Here is a 20220-nt window from a genome sequence, read left to right on the forward strand (position 1 = left end):
GCCCTTGTTTCCCGCCGAAGCGGTCGTGGCTTGGCTACTCCGGACCGGGCTCGGCAACGCCGACCCGGACAGCCTGCGCGCCGAGCGGTCCATGCACACGCTGGCGGCGTACGCCCGGCGGCACGGCGGCCGACGCACGATCGTCGTCCTCGGCGCTGCGCTCTGCCTCCGCCACCTCTCCAGCGAGGCACTGCCCGCCGATCCTCTGCCGCTGGCTCGACGCCTCGATCCCGATGACGAGTTTCTGCTGCACGAGCTGGCCGACGCCCCGGAACCGGCCGGGCTCGCCCAACTGGTCGAGCAACTGATCGAGGGAGCCTTCGACCCCTGGCACAGCTGCCAGTTCCTGCTCAGCTCCGCCAACCGCCTCGGCTGGCCCGAGCTGACAGCGGATGCACTCACCCCGGAGACGGTGGCCCTAATCCGTCGGGTGGCCGACGTGCCGACCCGGCTGCGCGCCCATCGCGCCGTCACCATCGCCGACGGCAACGCGGGCGCAGGCGACCTCCTGACAGCGCTGGTAACCGACCAGGACCGCGACAATCTGCGATTCAACGCGGTCGTCGCCGACGAGGAACTCGCCCGCCTGGTGCGCCGACAGTTACTCCTCGCCGAGTTGCCTGAGTTCCAGTTCGACGTGCGCGCCGATGAGCTGGACGAGGAGTTCGCCGAACCGGACCTCATCGTCACTCGGCTCCCCTACCAGCCGGCGGAGAGCCGAGACGCCCTCGCCGACCTCGACCGGGTCGAAGCGATCGCTGATCTGCTCGGTCCGAGCCGCACGGCCATCGTCGTCGGCCCTGCCAGCAGCCTCGTTGACCAACTACGGGACGCGCCAGCGGCGTTGCGCCGGTCTGCGCTGCTGAGCAGCGGCATCGTCGAGGCAGTTGTGCAACTGCCGGGCGGCGTCTACCCGGCCAGGCCAGGTCATCGCGCCGCTCTGTGGCTGCTGACCCGAGACCCCCTCCCCACCACCAAGGGTCGCGTGCTGCTCGCCGACCTCAGCGGTCACTCGCTTGACCACACCACTGTCGAGTCCGCAGCCGAGGACGTCCTCCTCTGGCGCGCAGAGGGGCACCGCAGCGACGGCCACGACCCTCGGAACGGCCGAATCGTCCCGCTGGAGAGCCTGGACCTGCGTCGGGCTGCCGCGCTCCGGCCGCCCGGACCAGCGTCAGTTACCCTCCGCGCCCGCCTGGCCGCCGACCGCCCCGCACTCGTCGGCGAGGTCGAGGGGCGTCTCACCGAGGCTGAGCAAGAAGCCGTCCGGTACGGGAAGGAGAACGGCTTCCTGAACACCGGAGCGGTACAGCGCGAGGGAATCAGGCCGAAGGAGCTTTCGTGCGAGGCGCTCCGAACGGCTCGCCGGGTCCGCCCCCTCACCGGGCACCGCCTGAACCCCGAGCATGTCGGACCGCGAGGTCACCACCGGGTCATCGGCGCGGCGGAGGTACTCGCGCAGTCGTCCAAGCGCTGGATGGACCGGCTCACCCTCGCCGCGCAGTACCCGCAGGTCGCCCTCACCGAACCTGGTGACATCGTGGTCACCAGCGTCCCCCGGTTCGGGGTCCTTCTCGACAACGACGGCTTCTCGGTGATCGAGTTCCCCGCCAGAGGCCTGCGCATCTCATTTGGCGACCCGCTCACCCCCCGAGTGCTGGCGGCACTCCTGGGTACCGCCCGCAACATGACACGCAGCCCTGGTGCAGTGCGGGGCCCGAGACTGATGGACGCCACGATTCCCGACCTGGCCCGGGACGAGGCGGCCCGCCTGGACGACGTGCTGCGCCGTCTGGAGGAACGTGATGACCTGCTGCAGCGGCAGGCCGACCTATCGGCCACGTTGCGCGAACTCATCGTGACCGGCTTCGCCGACGGCACCCTCACGACTCTGTACGGTACGAACTCCTGAACGAGAGATCGGAACACACAGTGCCCCCACGCAAACGCGCCAACGGACAGGCCGAGCTGTTCGGCGTGTCCAGCACCAAGCAGATCCAGGACATCCTGTGGAAGGCCGCAGACAAGCTGCGCGGCTCCATGGACGCCGCACAGTACAAGGAGTTCGTCCTCGGCCTGGTTTTTCTTAAGTACGTCTCGGACGCGTTCGCCGAACACCGCACCCAGATCAAGAAAAGCCTCTCCGACATTCCCGAGAACCGCCACGCCCAGTTCCTGGACGATCGTGACGAGTACAGCGCCGCGAACGTCTTCTGGGTTCCGGAAACCGCCCGCTGGGGCTACCTGGTGGAGAACGCGCCCGGTGGCGTCGGCGAGCTGCTCGACAACGCCATGGACGCGATCATGCGAGAGAACCCTGCGTTGACCGGCGTCCTCCCGAAGATCTTCAACCGGGACAACGTCGACCAGAAGCGGTTGAAGGAACTCCTCGATCTAATCAGCGACGCCCGCTTCACCGGCCACGACAACCGGGAGGCGAAGGACGTCCTCGGTGAGACGTACGAGTACTTCCTGGAGAAGTTTGCCCGTGCCGAGGGCAAGCGGGCTGGCGAGTTCTATACGCCGCCTAGCGTGGTTCGAGTCCTCGTCGATGTGCTGGAGCCCTATGAGGGTCGGGTCTACGACCCGTGCTGCGGATCCGGCGGCATGTTTGTACAGTCCAAGAAGTTCGTCGAGGAGCACGCCGGGCGGGACCACACCCACGACATCGCCATCTATGGCCAAGAGAAGAACGAGCGCACCTGGCGACTGGCGAAGATGAACCTCGCCATCCACGGCATGGACCCCGTGGGCATTGGCGACCGCTGGGCTGACACGTTCGGCGACGACAAGCACCACGACATGCGGGCCGACTTCATCATGGCCAACCCGCCGTTCAACATGAGCGATTGGGCTCGCCGAGCGACGGACCCACGCTGGCGCTACGGCGTGCCGCCGCAGAGCAACGCCAACTACGCCTGGCTCCAGTACATTCTCTCCAAGCTCGGCGACCGCGGCAGCGCTGGCGTTGTCCTCGCCAACGGCTCGATGTCCTCCAAGCAGTCCGGTGAAGGTGAGATCCGCCGCGCGATGGTCGAAGCCGACCTCGTTGCCTGCATGGTCGCTCTCCCGGCAAACCTGTTCCGCACCACCGCTATTCCCGCCTGCCTGTGGTTCTTGACCAAGGACAAAACCCCGCAGGGCGCGAAGGCTCTGACCGACCGGCGCGGCGAAATCCTCTTCATCGACGCCCGCGCCCTCGGCACCATGGTCGACCGCACCGAACGCATCCTCACCGACGAGGACATCGCCAATATCGCGGACACTTACCACGCCTGGCGTGGGACTGAATCCGCCAGAACCAAGGGCCAGACGTACGAGAACGTGGCCGGCTTCTGCTACTCCGCGAAACTCAACGAGGTGGCAGCTCATGATCATGTGCTGACCCCCAGCCGCTACGTGGGTGCTGCTGAAGCCGACATAGACGTTGATGCGGAGCCTTTCGCTGAGCGCATCACCCGCCTTACTAAGGAGTTGTACACCTACTTCGAGGAGTCCACCCGCCTGGAAAACGTCATCCGCCAGCAACTGGAGCGCCTCGATGCCTGACCGCACCATTTTCTCCAAACTGGTCAGCGAGCGCCTCCTTGAGATCGGCGCGGGACGGCCACGGACCGTAAATGTTAACGGACAGGACCTTCCTATCCTACGTGTCGCCGATGTCCTAGATGGCAGGGTCGAACACGGGCTTCGGGATTGCCCGTCGAATCAAAATTTAGAGGGCGATAATTCGAAAGTTTCAAGGCCTGGTGACATTGTTTTAACAACCAAGGGCACCGTAGGGCGAGTTGCTCTGATGCCCTCACGTGGGCCAACATTCGCGTACAGCCCTCAACTTTGCTACTTCCGCCCTGCTGCTAATGGTCCACTAAGGCCACGCTTTCTCTACTATTGGTTCAAGAGTGCCGAGTTCTGGCTTCAGGCCAACGCGGTCAAGGGTCAGACTGACATGGCCGACTTTCTCAGCCTCCAGGATCTCCAGAGGATGCGGATTAGCATTCCTACCCTTGGTCGGCAGGATGCCGTTGTTAGCATTCTCGTGGCACTCGACGACAAGATTGAAGTCAACGACCGAATTGCCGCTTGCGCGCTCGCGCTTACCGATGCACACTTCAAGCTCGTAGTTGCAGGGATCACCTCCGGCCCGCGGACATTCGGATCTGTTGCCGAAGTGGGCGGAGGCGGGACGCCCAGCACCAAAGTGCCGGCGTATTGGAACGGCGATATTGCCTGGACCACACCGTCCGACGTCACAGCACTCAGAGCTCCCTACCTATCTACCACGAGCCGAACGATTACTGCCGCAGGTCTGAACAACTGCGCCTCGAACGTTTACCCGGCGGGTTCAATCTTCATGACATCACGGGCCACTATCGGCGCGTTCGCGATACCGCAAATGCCTGCAGCTGTAAACCAAGGCTTCATCGTAGTTTTCACGCCTGACAAGGAACTCACAATGTGGTTGTTCCACGACATGAGAGATCGCGTAGATGAGATGCGCAGCTTGGCCAACGGATCTACGTTTCTGGAACTAAGCAGGAGGAACTTCAAAGCCATGGGCGTTCGTTTGGCGGCGCCTGACGTGATCGGCGCCTTCGCCGAGAAAGCTATTCCGCTCCATCAGAAAGCCGCAGGGGCTTCGGCGGAGAATTCTACGCTCATCGCGCTGCGGGACACGTTGTTGCCGGAGTTGATGTCAGGGCGTCTACCGGTCAAGGACGCCGAGAAGGCTGTCGAACAAGCGATTTAGACAGGCCAGGGGATTATGGGGAGGGGCCGGATGGGATTGGACGGGCGGATGAACGAGGCAAGCTGGGAGGCGCTTGCGCTGGAGCAGCTCGGCGAACTCGGCTGGGAGCCTGGGGTGGGTAAGGACTTCGCACCGGGCTCGGGGCAGCGGCGGGATTGGTCCGATCTGGTGCTCTTCGAGGACCTGAGGGTGGCGGTCGAACGTCTCAACCCTGAACTGCCGCCGGCAGCCGTCACCGATGCAGTGCGGGCCGCCAACAATGCCGCATCCCGGGAGGCATTCGCCGAGAACCGGGAGGCGCACAAGCGGCTGGTCCAGGGCATCCACTCGATCGTCTACACGGACTCGTTCGGTGCCGAGCACAACCCCACCGTGCGCCTGGCCGACCTGCAGGATCCCGGCCGCAACGTCTACCGGGCGATCAACCAAGTCACCATCGCTGACGGTGACTTCCGGCGTCGCTTTGACATCGTGCTCTACCTCAACGGTCTGCCAGTCGCCATCATTGAGCTGAAGAACGCTGCCGACGAGAACGCCACCCTCACCGGCGCACACGCTCAGGTCCAGACCTACCTCGCGGAGTTCCCGCTCGCCTTCCGGCATGCCGTGCTGTGCCTGATCTCCGACGGTATTACCGCGAAGTACGGCACCCCGTTCACCCCGTACGAACACTTCGCTCCATGGAACGTCGACGACGAGGGCGAGCGCGTCGACAACGCCAGCCCTGACTACGACGGCCCGGAGGCGCTGATCGTCGCCCTCTACGGCCTGTTCAACCAGCGGCGCTTCCTGGAGCTCATCGGCGGGTTCGTCAACTTCACGTCGAGAGGCAAGCGGGTCGCCAAGGCACACCAGTACTTCGCGGTTATCCGGGCCGTCGAGTGCATCGTGCGGGCGTCGAGGCGCGACGGAAAGGCGGGCTTCGTCTGGCACACGCAGGGCTCCGGCAAGTCCGAGGAAATGGTGTGCACGGCGGCGCTGGCCACCCGCCACCCCGCTCTAAAGAACCCGACCATCATCGTGCTCACCGACCGCACCGACCTCGACGACCAGCTCTACGACACGTTCCAGGACAGTCAGGGCCTGCTCGGCCAAAAACCCATCCAAGTCGACTCGCGCGCCGAACTGCGAGACGAACTGTCGAACAGGAACTCCGGCGGCATCATCTTCACGACCTTGCAGAAGTTCGGGCGTACGAGCGAAGAGCGGAAGGCCGGGAGGCCGCATCCGCGGCTCTCCGACAGGCGCAACATCCTGGTGATCGTCGACGAGGCGCACCGTAGCCACTACGACAGCCTGGACGGCTACGCTCGGCACCTGCGCGACGCGCTGCCACACGCCACGTTCATCGCCTTCACCGGCACCCCGATCGCCACCACCGAAGTGAACACTCGAGCCGTTTTCGGCGAGAGAATCGACTTGTACGACCTCAAGCGCGCCGTCGACGACGAGGCGACCGTACGGGTCTACCATGAGCCCCGGATCATCCCGCTGTCGTTATCACCGGACATCGATCCGGACAGCATCGACGATCAGGTGGCGACACTCACCGCCAGTCTGGACGACGCGGAACGGCGCAGGGCCGAGGCCTACGCGGCCACCATGAACAACATCTACGGTGCCCCCGACCGCGTCGAGACCCTTGCGAAGGACCTCGTCGAACACTGGGAAAAACGACGCGAGCTCGTGCGGCCGCAGCTCGGCGGGCCGGGTAAGGCGATGCTCGTCTGTGCGACCCGGGAGATCTGCGTCCGCGCCTTTGACGCCATCAAGGAACTGCGGCCCGACTGGGCGGACTCCGCCGTCAACAAGGGCAAGATGAAGATCGTCTTCCACGGGGTGCCGAGCGACGAGGCGGAACTGCGTCCGCATCACCTGCGTCCGTCACAGCAGCGGACGGTCCAGGCTCGCGCCAAGGACCCGAACGACGAGTTGGAGCTGCTCATCGTGCACTCGATGCTGCTCACCGGCTACGACGCGCCGCCGATCCACACCATGTACATGGACCGGCCGATGAAGGGCGCCAACCTCATGCAGGCGCTAGCCCGGGTTAACCGTCGTTTTAGAGAGAAGCAGGACGGGCTGCTGGTTGGCTACGCTCCGCTAACTGAGAACTTGCGGAAGGCGCTCACCGAGTACACATCCAGCGACCAAGAGGACCAGACCCTCGGTAGGGAGATCGACCGGGCGATCAGCGAGGTTCACAACGAGATCTCCGTTATCGAGGCCATGTTGGCTTCGGTGAAATGGCGGGCGATGCTCGACGACGAGAAAAACCCGACCCGCTGGCTGCGGGCGGTGCGGCAGGCCGCCAACTTCCTGCGTGACCCGCAGAATCCCGGCAATGTCGTCGAGCCCGGCACGAAGCCGCTGCACCAGCGCTTCCGCGACTCGGCGGGCCGACTGGAGCGGTTCTACACCCTCTGCGCCACCAGCCGCGACTTCGTTGACCGTGCCGGTGACATCCAGCGCCTGCGCCGCGACATCCACTACTTCCGCGACGTGCGGGTCTGGATCGTCAAGGAGGAGGCCGCTGACCGAGAGGCCAAGGGTCTGCCCAACACGGCCGAGGTAGAACGCTACCTGTCCCAGCTCGCCGCCGAAGTGGTCGACGCCGCCGACATCACCGATATCTACGAGGAGGCGGGCCTCGGCAGGCTCGACATCACCGAGCTCAACGGGGTGGCGTTGCAGCGCCTGCAGGACTCGGAGACCCCGCACTTGGCTGCTGCGGCGCTGCGCCGGCTGATCGAGCGGAAGATGCGTGAGGTCACCAAGCACAACGTGGTTCGGCAGGAGCGCTTCTCCGCCCAGCTCGAAGATCTGATGAACCGCTACATGCGCCAGCAGCTGACCAGCGCGCAGCTGATTGTTGAGCTCGTTGAGCTGGCCAAGCAGGTATCCGCGGACGCCCGGCGCGGCCAGCAGTTTGACCCTCCGCTCAACCACGCTGAGCTGGCCTTCTACGACGCCGTGGCGCAGAACGGCGCTGCCACCGAGCTCATGGGTGTCGGCACCCTGGCGGAGATCGCCCGAGAGTTGGTCAAGTCGATTCAGACCTCGATCACGGTGGACTGGTTCTCCCGTGAACCGGTGCGTGCCAAGCTCCGCAGCCATATCCGCCGCCTGCTGGCTCGCTACGACTATCCGCCCGATCACGAGCGTGCGGCCGTCGACCTGGTCATTCGCCAGATGGAGACGTTCGCGAACGAGTGGGCTCCGAGAGGTGCGGCCTCGCAACGGTGACAGGAACGGGCGCTCAACCTCCCAGTCGAATGGTTGGGGCTACCCATCTCGGTGATGCCGAGTGAATGGCGCTCCGATCGGCATCTGGCGACGGTGCGTATGGTGACAAGATGGTGTCGGGCATAAGATGTTTTGTCCGGCTTCAAGCGTCAACCTTTCGGATGAATCTTGCAAGATCACAAAGTTGAGGCGTTCGTAGAATCTGACAGAAGCCGTTTTGGTTAGTGCAGAGACCTTCAGGTCGTTCGTGGCAGCGGCGGTGGTGAGGGCGGCAGTCAACCCAGCCGAAGGCGGATGGTGGCAGCGGCGGCGGCCAGGATTTCGTCGTCCGGGTGGTGGTGGGCGGCGATGTCGAGGACGGCGTTGGCTTCGGTGCGGCTGTCGGCGAGTGCCTCGGCGAGGTTGACGGCCGCGGTCAGGAACTCCCGAGATACGGCTTGCCGATGCCGGACGAGCCATAGGTATCCGGTGTTGGCGGCGAGGGGCCCGCGGTAGACGGAGATTGCTCGGCGTAGGGCGGCAGTGCTAGCTGCCGGGCTGCTGGCGTGTTGGGCTGCGGCAATGGCGTCACGCATGGTCCACAGGTCGACGTCGAAGGCGTCGATATTGAGGGTGTAGTGGTGTCGGCGTAGCCGCAGGTAGACGTTGTCCCCGCTGATGGAGCGGAAGATCCGGCGCAGGTTGTAGGTGTACGTGTGCAGCCGCTGCGTGGCCAGGCGGTGCGGTGGCTCGGGGATGAGGTCGCCGAGGATGTCGTGCTGGTAGGCCGATCCTCCGCGCACGATTAGGTAGGCGAGGAACTCCATCGCCTGTGGGCGGATGTACTGCCCGTTGGGGACGCCGAGGATGGTAGGTGTGCCGAGCACCTGGACCCGGATCCGGTTCGCTCCGGCATCGGCCTGCCGGCCCGAGGGGTGGGCGGGGACGTGGACGCTCGGCGGTTCAGCGTTGTGACCGCCCTCGGAAGTGATGGCGGGAGGGTTCCCTGGTCGCGAGTCGTTCATGGCTGGGTGCCAGTGACCGCCCTCGAATCCGCTTGTGAGGACTCGTTGCTCATTGACGCAACGGTACAGACGCCGTCGACCTGTCGGTCCGGTCGAATGCGTACCGCCTACTCGACGGCTGGACAGGTGACCGTCTGCGGTGTCGAAAGTTCTCAGTCCTCCGCGTGACTGTGTTGCCGCTGGTTTTTCGCGGCATCGAACTCGATGTCGGGGTGGTTGTGTCCGCGGTCTGCGCAGTGCCGCCGCAGTTCGTGCAGGTGTTGAAGCATGCGGGCGGTGGCGGGGTGGGGGTGGGCGCGGCGGTGCGTGGTGATGGTGTCGGCGAGGAGGTGTCGGGCGGCGCCGCAGTGGCCAAGGTCGCGCAGGACGAGGGCGAGGGTGGCCTGCGTGGCGAGGGTGGGGTGGGCGTCCCGCCGGCGGTGACGGTGAGTTGGTCGGCGAGGTGCCGGTAGGCGTGGTACGCGCGTTGGTGATGCCCCGCCTGCCGGTGGGCGGGGGCGAGGGTGTGCAGGGCGGCGAGGACGGGCTGGCCGGAGGGGGCCGTGCTGGTCTTCGTCGGTGTCCAAGGGCGCACCGACGTGGAGTCGACGGCGGCGGTCCTGTCGGGCACTAGTCGTAGACTTCCGATAGGCCTAGCCGGAGTTCGACGCGCTGCAGTCGACCCGAAATCATCGGCTCGGCATTTGATCAGCACCCTGCGCTACACAGGGCTGACTGCAGGTGGCGCAGTTGGGTAAGGTCGGCTCCAGAGATCGCGGTCCATCGGTCCTGGGGAGACGTTGGCATGGAGTCGGTGGCGTCGGCGTTCGGTCGGGCGGTGACGGCACATCGGGAGGCTGTGTCGCATGTAGAGGCCGCCAGAGTGCGTCTGCGCGACCGCGCTGGCGAGGATGGCGTCTCGACGCAAGCCCGCGAGGAGGCGCGGCGGTTCGCCGCGAGGATGCAGCGGCTCGCTGAGGGGTTGACGCCGGGCTGGCTCGGCTGCCGGCTGTCTCATGCCGCTGCCGACCTCCCAACCGGCGCCGACGCCGCACTGGGACGCCCGATCCCCGTTCGGCTGGGAGACGCGTCGCCCGTCGTCGGCAGCGCGTTCAGTGTCGTGGTGCCGTTCGTGGGCGCCGGTCATCTGGCGGTTGACAGTGATACCCGTGATCCGTCGGTGGCGCGCTGGCTGCGTGGCTTACTGCTGCGGGTGCTCGCGGCGCTACCGGATGGCGCGCTTCGCGTCGCGGCCGTGGACGGGGCGACTCTCGGGGCGGTGTTCGGCCCGTTCCGGGCGATGGTCGATGCGGAGGCGTGGCGGCGGCCCGCAATCGACCTGCCCGGCCTTCAGCAGGTGCTGACCGAGGCGGAGGAACGGATCGAGCGAGCCCAAGCCGGCGAGACGGACCCCTCGGTACTGCTGGTGTGCTGTGCGGCCCTGCCCGAGGGCGCGGGTCGTACGGAATGGTCGCGACTGGCGGCAATCGCCCATGCCGGTCCGGCGGCCGGGGTGTTCTTGCTGCTCGCTGGCTATCCACCACCGCAGCATCCGGGGCTCAACGCGGCACCCCGCCTGGAGAGCACCACGCATCTGACGGCGGTCGGCGGCGGGTTGTTCGCCGTGTCCGACCCGCCGGGGCCTTACCGGTTCAGCTCTGACGGGTCCGGGTTGGCGGTGCCGATGCGGTTGGACGCTGGGCCTCCAGACGATCTGGTGGAGGCGGTCTGCCGCAAGTTGGCGAAGTCGGCGCGGGTGCAGGCGTCGACGGACTTCGCGGCGCTGATGCCGGCGCAGATTTGGCAGGAGTCGTCGGTCGGCGGGCTAAAGACCGTGGTGGGCCGGGACGGCCGCAACGAGTGCGTGTTGGCGCTCGATGACGCGACACCGCACTGGTTGGTGGGTGGTCGTACCGGGTCGGGTAAGACGGTGTTCCTGCTGGACGTGCTCTACGGCCTGGCGTCGCGCTACTCGCCGGACGAGCTTGGCCTGTACCTGCTGGACTTCAAGGAGGGCGTGTCGTTCGCCGAGTTCACCCCGACGGCGGTGGACCCGTCCTGGATTCCGCACGCCCGCACCGTCGGTATCGAGTCAGACCGGGAGTACGGGCTGGCGGTGCTGCGGACGCTGTCGCGCGAGATGACCCGGCGGGCAACCGAGCTGAAGCGGGCCGGGGTGACCAAACTCGCCGACCTACGCATCGGCCGGCCGGACGTGGCGATGCCGCGGCTGCTGGCGGTGATCGACGAGTTCCACGTGCTGTTCGAGGGCAACGACGCAGTCGCCCGGCAGGCTGTGGCCCTGCTAGAAGAGCTGGCGCGTAAGGGGCGCTCGTACGGCATCCACCTGATCCTGGCCTCGCAGACCATCTCCGGGGTGGAGGCGCTGTTCACCAAGACCGAGTCGATCTTCGGCCAATTCCCGCTGCGGGTCGCCCTCGCCGGCGGCGGCGGCATCCTCGACCAGCTCAACGACGGCGCGGACAACCTGCCCATCGGTGGCGCAGTCATCAACTCAGCGGCCGGGATAGCGGGGGCGAACCGGGTCATCCGCTTCCCCAACGCCGACGCAGAGTCGGTGAGCGCGCAGCGGCACCTGCTGTGGGACGCTCGGCCACCGGGCGACGCCCCGCCAGCAGTGTTCGCCGGCTACGCCGAGCAGCACCCCGACCAGGACCCCACCTTCGTCCGCCTGACGCCGGACGTGCGCCGACGGCGAGCCCTGGTCGGCCGAGCCGTGGATGTCGGCCTGCCCACTGCCGGGTTCACCCTGGACGCGACCCCGGGCAGCCACGTAGCGGTGCTCGGCACCTCGTCGGTCGGGGCCGACGTCCTCTTCGCGGCCACCGTCAGCTTGGCCCGCCAGCACGCCCCCGGCACCGCCAGGTTCCTCGTCGCGCCGTTGGTTGCCGCAGCCGACGAGGCCGCCGACGCCACTGTCGGCGCGATCACCGCAGCCGGCCACTCATACGAAACCGTCAGCGCAGCCCAGCTCCGAGCGCGACTGGCGGACCTCGCTCAGGCGACCGCTCCCGGTGGTGGGCAGACGACCTATCTGGTGATCTTCGGCGCGGACATCGCCAGTAGTCTCCTCGCCGCCAGCGACCCCACCACCTACCGCTCCGGACACGACGACCTCCGAGATGTGTTGGCCAATGGGCCCACACAAGGTGTCCACCTGCTCGGCTGGTGGCGCACCGTGAGCCGGTTCACCGACGACCTCGGGCCCACCGGTGGCAACGAGGTCGCCTGCCTCGTCGCCCTCAACCTTCCTGGGAACGACTTCGGGGCCCTGCTCGGCGACTACGCATCCGAATGGCAGTCCCGCCCCAACCGCGCTCTACTGATTGATCGGCACGACAACCGCCGCGCCCTCATCGTTCCCTACGTGCGCCCCGGCACCCTCGACCAGATCGACGACATGGAATGACAGACCAGCCCGTCACCCCGATGCCCCGCGACGGCGGCTGGGCTGCCTACACCGATCACTCCCGTCGCCTGTCCGCCCTGCTGCACGACGAACGCGTCCGCTCCGAGCACCAGGGCGCTACCAGCCGCAACGGACAGGCCGCCGTCGACCAGATCACCTACCGGCTGGGGGCTCAGCGACAACACCTTCAACAACTCGCCGTCTCCCTGCGCCTGCCCGAGCCACACATCGGAGGTATAGCGCCCGGTCCCATACCTGACCCCGCCGAGGCCCTGCGCCGGGCCGCAGCAGCCGCTGACGCGGCTGACGCCGCCGCGGAGAACGCCCACCGGCGGGCGGCTCAGCCACCGCTGCTGCCTGGGCTGACGCCGCTGGCCCGCAACGCCCTCGTCTATGCCGCTGCGGCGATGCTGGGCACCTTCGCGTCGCTGCTGATGTTTGCCGTCAGCCCCGACACCGACCTCGACCGGATCCCTTGGCAGCTCGTGCCCTGGTCCCTGTGTGGGCTGCCCGCGCTGGCCTTCTTCGCCGGCTATCTCACGATCAGCCTCGTCGGACAGCCGCGCATCGGCAGCGGTGGCACCCGGTCCGCGCGGGCCGGTGGAGTGATCTGTTTTGTCGGCATGCCGATCTTGTGGTTCATCTTCATCGCCGCGACCAGAGGCTGAACCGCAGACGCTTCTGCCACCAACGGCGGTGCGTTGGACACCACGAATCAGGGGAGGAACATCCAGTGGCCACCATCGGAGACATCAAGGCGGGCCTGGCTCACGGCAAGTCCGAGGCCGAAAAGGCACTCGCCCAGCTCGCCGGCGTCAACGCCCAGGTCGACAAGGCCATCGCCGTGCTCCAGGCCCTCGCCGCCGGCACCCAGCAACCCGCCGTCATGGGTGCCATAGGCAAGCTCAGCGCCGCCAAGCAGAAGTTCGGCGAAGGCGCCGGCCTGATCCAGGCCGCATCCGCCCAGACCGACAAGTACAACGCCGTCCTCTGACACCGAATCCCGGAAGGTTCCCTCGATGCCCACCGTCATTGTTCCTGTCGGCCTCAACCTTGGCCCCTCGTACCGGTACGCCACTCCGCCTGACTCTGAGCCGGAGTTCTACCGGGTCAGGCTTGGCCAGGAGTTCGCACAGCTGACCATCGACGAGTTCAAGGTGTGGGGACGAGCTTTCCTTGACCCTGAGCGTCACTCCCGGCTTGAGATCAACCGAGGAACGCTGCGCGACGATATCGATGCGTCTGGCGACGGTCCCGCAAAGCCGGAGCACATCATCGAAGGACTCCTGGAGCGGGGATTGCTCATCGAGTTCGACCCGGACGACTCGCTCGAGAGAGCGTTTAGGCAGCTCAAGCTGTTTCCCACCGCCGAAGGCATGGGCAACACGCCGGACGAGCCTGCTTGGGAGCGCATAGGCCACAACGGGCAGCCTCTATTGAAGGTAAGCGCGACGGTCTACGGGATCTGGGCGTTCTCCAACATCGAAGAGTCGCTCTGGGCCGCCTGCTCTGGCCTTGCTGAGGACGCCGAGCAGGGCAGAGCCGACGGCGAAGAGCTTGACGCCTTGACCGCGGACGAAGCCGCAAAGGCGATCGCCGGCAACGTGCCGCTACTCGTTTCCGCGGGCTGCGCAGTTCTCGACAAGACTTCCTAGCGATGGGATGGCGTCGGCAGACTAACCGGGCCGGAACCTCCGGTTCCCGCCTCGGCAACGTAGGACGGTCAGCCGGACGCGCGCTGGTGGATACAGCGGTGGAATCAGCGCGGGAAGGCATCACCAAGGTCAGCGAGAAGGTCGGGAAGGTGGCTAGCGCTGGGATCGCGGTGGCGGCCACTGCGGCAGTCGATGCCGCTGGCCACCAGCCCTCGCCCTTGGTCGCGGTGGGTGCGGCGTACGCCGGCATGAAGGTCGGTGGGTTGGTCGGCCGTGCCATGAACGCCGGGCTGGATCGGATCACCGCTGGGCGGGGTGGTGGTCCGATCGGTTCGGTGATGGCGGAGTTGAGCATGGTGCTGCAGACGCTCGATCAGGTGGGTCGGGGCATCGCGGAGGTTGTCGACTCGGTGAACAATGCTCAGGCCCACTTCCAGAAGGTCAGCCGGGGCGGCGGGAACAACCTGCTGAACAGCGCGGTCCGTGCGTGCCGGCAGGCGCCTGTTCGCCTTGAGGAGGGTGTAGACGAGGTCAAGCAGGCTCAGGACCTCGTAGGTAAGCACTTGGTGGCGGTGGCGACGGCTGGTGGCTGAGCGCCGCCAGCCGCAAGCCGCTTAAAAGATGTTGTCGAGCCCGAACGGTCAGTGGGCCTGCGGATCGTGTGGTGCCGACTCATCGGATTGCGAAGGTGGCTGGCCGTCGGGATGGTCGAAAATGGTTTCGCTTTGCTCGTCGTGAGTCGGCTCGATCTTCCGCTTTTCCTTGGCGGGCTGCTGAGGGAGGTCGATGCCGATTGCTCGCGCGTACTCGGCGAGGATGCCGCCTGCTTCGGCGAGCAGCCATGAGCCGTCGCGGAGCTTGACGATTCCTTGGGCGTAGTTGCCCAGTGCCCGGTTGACCAGTGGGTTGGTGGCCCCGGCGGTGAGAGCGCGGAACTCGGCTCGGGCGTTCTCGGCATCCTGGATGACGACCTTGGCAAGGTCCTGCTGCTGGCCGATGGAGACGTGCAGGTCCCGCAGCGCGGCGGCGATGTTGGGCAGGGTCACGGTTGATACCTCCGGGTGAGGCCGGCCGCGGAATCAGGGCTGGCGGTGAGTCGGCGGGCGTTGATGAGTTGTGGGCGGGTGGCGCCGGGCGTTCTGCGGGGTAGGCGGCCGTAACGCGTGAAGGTGGCGGCGGCCTGCTCGTTCGTGGGGCAGGGGCCAACCAGACGGCAGCGCAGGCAGTAGCCGGTGGCGCTGGAGGTGACGTGCTCGGCGAGCGTTCGCTGGGCGGCGGTGAGCTGATCGATGGCCGCCTCCGACAGGTAGATGGTGGCGGCCATCTCATGCCTCCGGTCGCGGGAGGGCAACCACGCGGGCGAGCACTTGCCGGAAGCATCCTGCCTGGCTGTGCGCGTTGATCTCGATGCCTTCGAGCCACACCCACTGGCCGTCGTACCAGGTGCTTAGGTCAAGGCGGACGTGGATGATTCGCAGCCAGAGCGGACCGCAGCTGTGCTGATAGTCCTGCTCACGTAGGTGCACAGCGTCGCCGGGCGCGACCGTCACCTCGGGTATGAGGGGTGTCGGGATCACAGCCCGCCCATCCAACCCGTTTGGCCCGGATGTGGCCGGGATCTGCGGCTTCCGCAGGCGGGGCAGTTCAGCACCGAACCGCACCGTCGGCACCACCGGGATTTGATCTTGAACAGGAACAGCCCAGCGGCGAAGCCGAGTACCGCAACCGCCACCAGGGCGAGGGATGGGACCACTGCGTTGCCTCCCTGACTCGGCCCCTCAAGGGACGCAGCCCGCTTCGGGTGACGGGCTGCGTCCGTCAAGAGGCGTCCGAGGCCGGACGAGCGGCGGGCCCCTGGGAGCGCGAGCCCACCGCCGCACCGCGCGGCTTTCGGGCCGCACCGGCCTGACATGCTCAAGCCCATAGTGCCTATGCACTAGTGAGAATGCAAGGATTGCATTCGCAAGTAAGTCACTTGCCTGGCCTGCCTAGAGGTTGCATCCGCATGGCGGGCACACTCTGACTACGACAGGAGCGAAGGGACATGGAGTTGTCAGCTCGACGGCAGCCACCCACCGTGCGCCTCCGGCGGCTCGCTGCGGAGCTGCGTGGACTGCGCACCGCGGCCGGCCTCACCCGCGACGAGGTCAGCGAGCAGACCGGCATCAACCCCGCCACGCTCTATCGGATCGAGACGGCCAAGGTCCGCCCACAGCGGCGCACCCTGATGGCGATGCTCGACAAGTACGGCGTCACCGACGAAGACAAGCGCAGCGAACTCATCGCCCTATCGAGTCAGGCCGCACAGCTGGGATGGCTCCAGGCGTACGAGTCCGAGCTTCCCGAGCTGTACACCACGTACATCAGCTTCGAGGCCGAGGCCCGATCGGTCCGCAACTACGAGTCCCTCTTCGTCCCCGGCCTCCTCCAGACCGAGAACTACGCTCGGGCGGTGATCCGCGGCGTCCTACCGTTAGCCACGGACACTGACGTTCAGGCCCGAGTAGACGCGCGGATACAGCGACAGGTTTCACTTCGCAAGACGGAGCCGCTGCGTGTCTGGGCAATTCTCGACGAGGCCGTCCTGCACCGGCAGACCGGCGGCGCTGAGGTCATGGCCGCGCAACTGGAAGCCCTGGCGGAAGCAGCCGACCAGCCGCACGTGACTCTCCAAGTCATCCCATTCACGGCCGGCGCCCACGCCGGCATGCCGGGCTCGTTCGTCGTCATGGACTTCCCCGACCCGGCCGACCCGGCCTTGGTCTACGTCGACAGCATGGCCGGCGATCTGTTCCTGGAGCGCGAGGCAGACGTACGCCGCTACGCCACCACGTTCGAACACCTCCGCGCCACCGCGCTGGACCCCACCAACTCGATCAAACTGATCAAGGCCCAAGCCGCCGTGATCGATCAACAAGGAGGTACGGGATGAACCAAGCTGACGCGTCCCGCGCCCAGTGGAGAAAGAGCAGCCGATCGAGTGGGAACGGTCAGTGCGTCGAGGTCGCCGACTTCGACACCACTGTCGCGCTGCGTGACAGCAAGGACCCCTCGGGTCCGGTACTCGTCTTCGAGCGCGCCGCATGGGCGAGTTTCTTGGCGGGCGCAAAGAACGGCATCCCGAGGTCGTAGCAGGGCGATCCGGGTGGCAGTAGGCGCGGCACTTGCGCCACCAAGTCGGTCGTCCGTCGCACTGACCAAGATCGCGGGTAGCCCTCATGCTCCCGCTGCCATTGTCGGCTCCGCCTGAAAAGTTCAGCATCGACGGCCATCAGGTCGCCATCTTCTGGGGCCGTCGCGGGAGCTTCGCCCCGCCCCACAGGCAGCCCGGCTGAGCGGACCTGATGCCGTCCTGCTCATGGTCATCCGTAAACCACCACGCTGGAAGGCGGTACGGATCGGCCTCGCGCCCCTCGATGCTTTCGGACGTGAGAAGGCAGGCGATCGTCTGATCGACTAATTGGACGTAGGTGGCGAGGACGCTCCGGGCGATGCTTGTGTTCAACGTCCGGCCCGACCATCGCGCCTCGCCGCTCCGCCGACCGGGACCCGCGTCGCTGCCCATGCCTTCGTAGGACGCCGCTGCCATCTTGTCTGGTAAGACCCGGTGCGCCACGCCGTTGCGTAGCTCGATGAAGTCGTCCAAGCGCTTCGATATGTCGTCGTAATTCTCGACGGCGCTCAGCTCAACAGGGGATCCGAGCCGCTTCCCAGCAGCGCTGTCGAAGAAGTTGAGGATCAACGCGCCGGGAAGTTGGAGCGGGGCAGGACACTGCGCCGTTGCCTGAGCCAAGATTCGTGCGGCCTTCGACTGCTTGTTCCGCCAGCCCAGCCGGCCGACAGTCTCCCGCTCGCTCACAGGGAAGCTGACGGCGGTGCCGACCTCGTACACCAGCCGCTCCCATGTCGATACAGCCAGCATCACCACCAGCGGGTTCAGCACCCCCCGCGGCTGATCACCACCGCCCGGACGTTCATTGTGAATCAGTACGAGATCTATTGCGTCGCCCAGCGCTCCACGAGCCCTCAGGCATGCACGCACTACTGGTGGTAGAGCGTCAACCTTCTCGTTAGTCAAGTCACCACGGATCGATCCGAACGGCATCGGAACATGATTCCAGGTCGCCGCCGATCGTGTAAGCCCGTGCTCCTGCCGGCCGTGTCCGTCCTGCTGTGTTCAGTAGACGTTGGTTGTGACTCCTTGTGGCCTCACCTGACATCACCCGACTCATTACCGGCATGCCCTCATGCCACCACCACGGCCGCGAAGTCTACGGCTCCGCTTCCACCCACCCTCATCTCGATCATGGAGTACACCTTGACCACGCATCACGCCTCTTCCGCGCGAAACGCAAGAGCCCTCGCTTTCGCGAACCCCGGACCCGACGGATTCGGCCTTGACCTCCCGTTGCGGGTCCGGCCGACTCTCCCACTTGGCGTCCCGCTTCAACAGGACCCCCGAACGGACCCTTCGGTTCGGCTCACAGCCCAGGTCAGGGCCGCTGTCAGCAACGTCTGTCGTGATGCGACAGACCCTCCGACTGGGTCTCTCCCCCCTGGGATGGTGACGGCGCATGCCTGATCAGCTGCTTCGTGTGCAGTCCCAGCTCACCGGCCGCGACCTGGTCCTGCTCGGTTGGCTGGCCGATCACGGTGTTCTCACCTCCTTCCAGATCGCCGATGCCCTTTTCCCCTCGGTCGATTACGCCCAGGAACGCCTGCGGGCCCTGATGCAGAAGTTGGGGGTAGTGGACCGGTTCCGGCCGCAGAAGCCCGACGGCGGCTCCTACCCCTACCACTACGTGCTGGCGCAACTCGGCGTCGAGGTCGTCGCCGCGCAGCGCGGCGACGACCTGCCGCGCAGGGACCAGGCCCGGCGGAAGCGTTGGCACCTGACGAGGCGGGCGAACCTGCCGCATCTGCTCGGGGTCAACGGCTTCTTCACCGCCCTGGCCGGTCACGCCCGCACCCATCCCGGCAGCGAGTTAACGCGCTGGTGGCCGGCTGGACGTTGCCAGCAGACGGGGGCCTTCGCCGAGCCCGACGACGATGTCGCGGCCCGCGCTTTTACGCCGAGGTCGCGGCCGGATGGGCACGGCATCTGGGTCGAAGGCGACCGCAGGGTGCCGTTCTTCCTGGAGTACGACCTCGGCACCGAACGGCCGCTTTCCCGACTGGTCGACAAGATCGACGGCTACCGGGAACTCGCGCACGCCACCGGCCGGATCTGGCCGGTGTTGTTCTGGCTGCACTCCCCGGAGCGGGAGCGGCACCTGCATCAGGAACTCGCCGCCGCCGGGACCATTTACCCGGTGGCTACCGCCGTGCACGCCGAGGTCACCGGCGTCACCCCGGCCGAGGCGATGTGGTGGCTGCACCGCTACCACGGGGCGTCGATGCGTTTGGCCAACCTCCCTGTCGGAGGCAGCCGCAGCGAACAGGCCGGCTGACCCACAGCGGCGGACCCATCCCCGGTGACCGGACACGCGCCCACGCAGGCGGCGACAAGGGCCATCCCGCCGTTGACCAGGCGGCTCCGCGGCGCGCGTGCGAGCGGTAGCTGTCCGCGCCTTTCTCCCGTCGAGGAAGGGCGGAGGCTACCTCTGCTCTCGCCACGACAGCAAGCCTTCGAAACTGTCAGCCGCTCTCCGACCCCTGCGTGAGTTGTCGTGAGTCGCTGACAGTCCGAATCGTCTGCCGGTGACAGCGCTGCGAGCTATCGTCCGCGCCCCTCACGCCAGGCAGCCGTGACCGCCGCAGCGGGCTCTTCCGCATCAATCGGATCATCGCGCGCATTCGCGCGCAGAAAGGAAACCGCATGAACGAAGGACTCCGACCCCAGCAGCGACACACGCTTTTCGGAGGACCGTGGCCACCGCGCCCCATGACGACGAAAATGCCGTCCGGAGCTATCCTGACGACCCGCATTCCGGTACCGCCACCAATAAAGGCGGTGCGAAAACCACCTCGACCGGCGGAAAGGGAACGACGATTCCGATGCGTATCGCACGCGTCGAAACCATTCCCATGACTGCCGAAGACCTCGACAACGCCGCCGAAGCCCTCGCCGTCCTACTCAACCAGTTCTGGCGCGAACACCCCTACCTCGCCGCCTGAAACCCTCGCCCGACACCGGGCGGCCCACCCGCGCGTGGG

Annotated in this window: 19 protein-coding genes; 14 read left to right on the forward strand and 5 right to left on the reverse strand. The window is 66.4% G+C overall.

Features of this window, described 5'->3' with window-relative positions; all coding sequences use genetic code 11:
• Positions 1–25 precede the first annotated feature (25 nt).
• From AB0B85_RS23005 to AB0B85_RS23020, 4 genes are all read left to right on the forward strand, one after another.
• Complete coding sequence (locus tag AB0B85_RS23005) at positions 26–1912, forward strand: SAM-dependent DNA methyltransferase (RefSeq protein ID WP_357410490.1); 1887 nt, start codon at positions 26–28, stop codon at positions 1910–1912.
• 65 nt (positions 1913–1977) lie between these two features.
• Positions 1978–3549 (forward strand): class I SAM-dependent DNA methyltransferase, encoded by a 1572-nt coding sequence (locus tag AB0B85_RS23010; protein ID WP_357410492.1) that lies wholly within the window; start codon positions 1978–1980, stop codon positions 3547–3549.
• Positions 3542–4750 carry a restriction endonuclease subunit S gene (locus AB0B85_RS23015; protein ID WP_357410494.1) on the forward strand — a complete coding sequence of 403 codons (1209 nt, stop codon included), beginning with the start codon at positions 3542–3544 and terminating at the stop codon, positions 4748–4750. Before AB0B85_RS23010 ends, AB0B85_RS23015 begins: the two co-directional genes overlap by 8 nt.
• 48 nt (positions 4751–4798) lie before the next feature.
• The gene (locus AB0B85_RS23020) at positions 4799–7996 is read left to right on the forward strand and encodes a type I restriction endonuclease subunit R (protein WP_357410496.1); all 3198 of its coding nucleotides are present in this window, start codon (positions 4799–4801) and stop codon (positions 7994–7996) included.
• Between the two features lie 275 nt (positions 7997–8271).
• On the opposite strand, the gene AB0B85_RS23025 is transcribed toward AB0B85_RS23020, so the two are convergent.
• On the reverse strand, positions 8272–8862 hold the full coding sequence (locus AB0B85_RS23025; protein ID WP_357410498.1) for a BTAD domain-containing putative transcriptional regulator: 591 nt from the start codon (positions 8860–8862) through the stop codon (positions 8272–8274).
• A gap of 302 nt (positions 8863–9164) precedes the next feature.
• On the opposite strand from AB0B85_RS23025, the gene AB0B85_RS23030 reads away from it, so the two are divergent.
• The 6 genes from AB0B85_RS23030 (at position 9165) to AB0B85_RS23055 (ending at position 14657) form a co-directional block, all read left to right on the forward strand.
• Positions 9165–9452 carry a hypothetical protein gene (locus tag AB0B85_RS23030; RefSeq protein WP_357410500.1) on the forward strand — a complete coding sequence of 96 codons (288 nt, stop codon included), beginning with the start codon at positions 9165–9167 and terminating at the stop codon, positions 9450–9452.
• 488 nt (positions 9453–9940) lie between these two features.
• Positions 9941–12409 (forward strand): FtsK/SpoIIIE domain-containing protein, encoded by a 2469-nt coding sequence (locus AB0B85_RS23035; protein WP_357410531.1) that lies wholly within the window; start codon positions 9941–9943, stop codon positions 12407–12409.
• On the forward strand, positions 12406–13077 hold the full coding sequence (locus tag AB0B85_RS23040) for a hypothetical protein (protein ID WP_357410502.1): 672 nt from the start codon (positions 12406–12408) through the stop codon (positions 13075–13077). Before AB0B85_RS23035 ends, AB0B85_RS23040 begins: the two co-directional genes overlap by 4 nt.
• Before the next feature lie 65 nt (positions 13078–13142).
• Complete coding sequence (locus AB0B85_RS23045) at positions 13143–13403, forward strand: hypothetical protein (protein ID WP_203173648.1); 261 nt, start codon at positions 13143–13145, stop codon at positions 13401–13403.
• A gap of 25 nt (positions 13404–13428) precedes the next feature.
• Entirely contained in the window at positions 13429–14064 is a 636-nt protein-coding gene (locus tag AB0B85_RS23050; protein ID WP_357410504.1) for a hypothetical protein, read from the forward strand.
• A gap of 164 nt (positions 14065–14228) precedes the next feature.
• Entirely contained in the window at positions 14229–14657 is a 429-nt protein-coding gene (locus tag AB0B85_RS23055; protein ID WP_357410533.1) for a hypothetical protein, read from the forward strand.
• A 48-nt stretch (positions 14658–14705) separates the two neighbouring features.
• Here AB0B85_RS23055 and AB0B85_RS23060 read toward each other — a convergent pair whose 3' ends face one another.
• From AB0B85_RS23060 to AB0B85_RS23070, 3 genes are read right to left on the reverse strand one after another with little or no spacing between them, the layout of a single operon-like run.
• A complete protein-coding gene (locus AB0B85_RS23060) occupies positions 14706–15110 on the reverse strand; it encodes a hypothetical protein (RefSeq protein ID WP_357410506.1) in 405 nt (134 codons plus the stop codon).
• Positions 15107–15388 carry a hypothetical protein gene (locus AB0B85_RS23065; RefSeq protein WP_357410508.1) on the reverse strand — a complete coding sequence of 94 codons (282 nt, stop codon included), beginning with the start codon at positions 15386–15388 and terminating at the stop codon, positions 15107–15109. Before AB0B85_RS23065 ends, AB0B85_RS23060 begins: the two co-directional genes overlap by 4 nt.
• A 1-nt stretch (position 15389) precedes the next feature.
• Complete coding sequence (locus tag AB0B85_RS23070) at positions 15390–15737, reverse strand: hypothetical protein (protein WP_357410510.1); 348 nt, start codon at positions 15735–15737, stop codon at positions 15390–15392.
• A 371-nt stretch (positions 15738–16108) separates the two neighbouring features.
• Here AB0B85_RS23070 and AB0B85_RS23075 point away from each other — a divergent pair, with 371 nt between their 5' ends.
• Together AB0B85_RS23075 and AB0B85_RS23080 are read left to right on the forward strand one after the other, a co-directional pair.
• Complete coding sequence (locus tag AB0B85_RS23075) at positions 16109–16996, forward strand: helix-turn-helix transcriptional regulator (RefSeq protein ID WP_357410512.1); 888 nt, start codon at positions 16109–16111, stop codon at positions 16994–16996.
• A complete protein-coding gene (locus tag AB0B85_RS23080) occupies positions 16993–17196 on the forward strand; it encodes a DUF397 domain-containing protein (RefSeq protein ID WP_203173654.1) in 204 nt (67 codons plus the stop codon). The genes AB0B85_RS23075 and AB0B85_RS23080 overlap by 4 nt, the downstream gene beginning before the upstream one ends.
• A 139-nt stretch (positions 17197–17335) precedes the next feature.
• Here AB0B85_RS23080 and AB0B85_RS23085 read toward each other — a convergent pair whose 3' ends face one another.
• The gene (locus AB0B85_RS23085) at positions 17336–18007 is read right to left on the reverse strand and encodes a hypothetical protein (protein ID WP_357410515.1); all 672 of its coding nucleotides are present in this window, start codon (positions 18005–18007) and stop codon (positions 17336–17338) included.
• Between the two features lie 631 nt (positions 18008–18638).
• Here AB0B85_RS23085 and AB0B85_RS23090 point away from each other — a divergent pair.
• Together AB0B85_RS23090 and AB0B85_RS23095 are read left to right on the forward strand one after the other, a co-directional pair.
• Positions 18639–19514, forward strand: a complete 876-nt coding sequence (locus AB0B85_RS23090; protein ID WP_357410517.1) for a replication-relaxation family protein — start codon at positions 18639–18641, stop codon at positions 19512–19514.
• A gap of 418 nt (positions 19515–19932) precedes the next feature.
• Positions 19933–20181, forward strand: coding sequence for a hypothetical protein (locus AB0B85_RS23095; RefSeq protein ID WP_357410519.1), 249 nt, complete (start codon positions 19933–19935; stop codon positions 20179–20181).
• The last annotated feature ends 39 nt before the right edge of the window (positions 20182–20220 follow it).

Source organism: Micromonospora sp. NPDC049044 (genome assembly GCF_040649215.1).
Classification (GTDB): Bacteria; Actinomycetota; Actinomycetes; order Mycobacteriales; family Micromonosporaceae; genus Micromonospora.